The sequence below is a fragment of the Paenibacillus sp. 7541 genome (genome assembly GCF_002276395.1).
GTDB classification, from domain to species: Bacteria; Bacillota; Bacilli; order Paenibacillales; family Paenibacillaceae; genus Paenibacillus_AQ; species Paenibacillus_AQ campinasensis.
Genome location: NZ_NQLZ01000062.1, coordinates 1 through 1,387, shown reverse-complemented (window position 1 = coordinate 1,387; position 1,387 = coordinate 1). Strand labels below are relative to the sequence as shown.

2 protein-coding genes are annotated in these 1,387 nt (G+C 38.9%); both read right to left on the bottom strand.

Going from position 1 to position 1,387, the window contains the following annotated elements; genetic code table 11:
- Positions 1–338: 338 nt before the first annotated feature.
- The gene (locus CHH75_RS24345) at positions 339–806 is read right to left on the bottom strand and encodes a DUF6985 domain-containing protein (protein WP_095268207.1); all 468 of its coding nucleotides are present in this window, start codon (positions 804–806) and stop codon (positions 339–341) included.
- Positions 807–823: 17 nt separating this feature from the next.
- Positions 824–1,387: HNH endonuclease (locus tag CHH75_RS24340; protein WP_095268208.1), on the bottom strand; the 564-nt coding region annotated here is incomplete at its 5' end.

Here is a 1,387-nt window from a genome sequence, read left to right as displayed (position 1 = left end):
CTGGCGGCTCCACTTCCGTCACAAACGGCGCTTCCGGCTGCGGCTCCAGATCCTCTACCGTAACCGGGGTTTTGATCAGGCCTTCCAGCTCCAGCCCGATATCTTTTCACAATATTGCGCTTAATTTAAAAAATGCAAGTCAACGAAGATAAAAAAACAGATCGATCATGGTGGTATCTGACCATAATCGACCTATCCAACGTAACCGAATAACATTATTTAGGGTATAAAATTCAAACATTGATGTGTGCGTACAAACTAAATGACACATCTACATGGGTTATATGTGTTATTGGTAGAACGATGGGTATATTCGGCACTGGGTAGCCCACAAATACTCAAAGTGCCACATCTTGGTATCCCACCCTAGCTACTTCTTCATTAATTAGACGTATACCAACCCCATTTTCTTCATCCCATGTACAGTCAAATGTTAGTCCAATATATCTGCCTTCAAATCGTCTTGCAGATGGAACATAAATCCCAACTAGCTTGATATTTTCAAGAAGTTTATCATTTGTTTCAATTAAAGGGTAATTTTCATCATATGAAACATCATACCCAAGTCCAGATCGCTTCTGTTTGTAATAGTCTAAAATTGGTGTCAAAATACTTTGCTGAATATCCCCCCAATTTTCTATTAAAGCAGTATATGAAGCATACTGTTTTCCACTAAATTCGCCATCTTCTTCACCATCTACCATCAAAGCAATATTGACTCTTTTTCCGAAAAACTCAATTGTAATATCCTTGCTCCACACATAATCGTATTCAAGTTCACCGAAAACTGCATCATTAATTTTCACTTTGAGAAATCTCCCTTCTAATTATTAGCAAATCCGCCCGGTTCAAACGCTCCTGCGTTTATCTCTCCTACGCCACCTAGATGTCCGAATTTGCTGTTAATTTCAGATGGCACAAGTTGAATTGTTTTACCATCATTTAATTCATGCCAAGTTAGCTTTAATTCTTCGCGAATATCTGCAATGTCCCCCGACTTAATTTTTCCTGGGGTTAACCCAAATTGACTAGCCAACTCAGGTGAGTTATTAAGTTGCTCTGCCAATTTTATATCTGCCTGTTTAAAATTCGCAGTTCTAGCTTTAGTTCCATTACTACCAACTCCGCCCACCATATGGTCAATTTCAAGTTCTGCTTTTGCTACAGGCGAAAAATCAGGTACTCCGTTCTTATAATTTATCCCATCAATACCTGCTTCGTCTAATATCTTCTTCAATTCAGGGTCTGGTGGTGGTTTTAAAATACATTTTGATTCGCCCCTTTGCCCCTCAAAACCAACCGTTTTATTATTAGGTGATGGCGTTTGACTAAGTCTCGCTTTATAAGAACTAGCAAATTCAGTCTGTTTAAAGGCAGAAGGAGTATT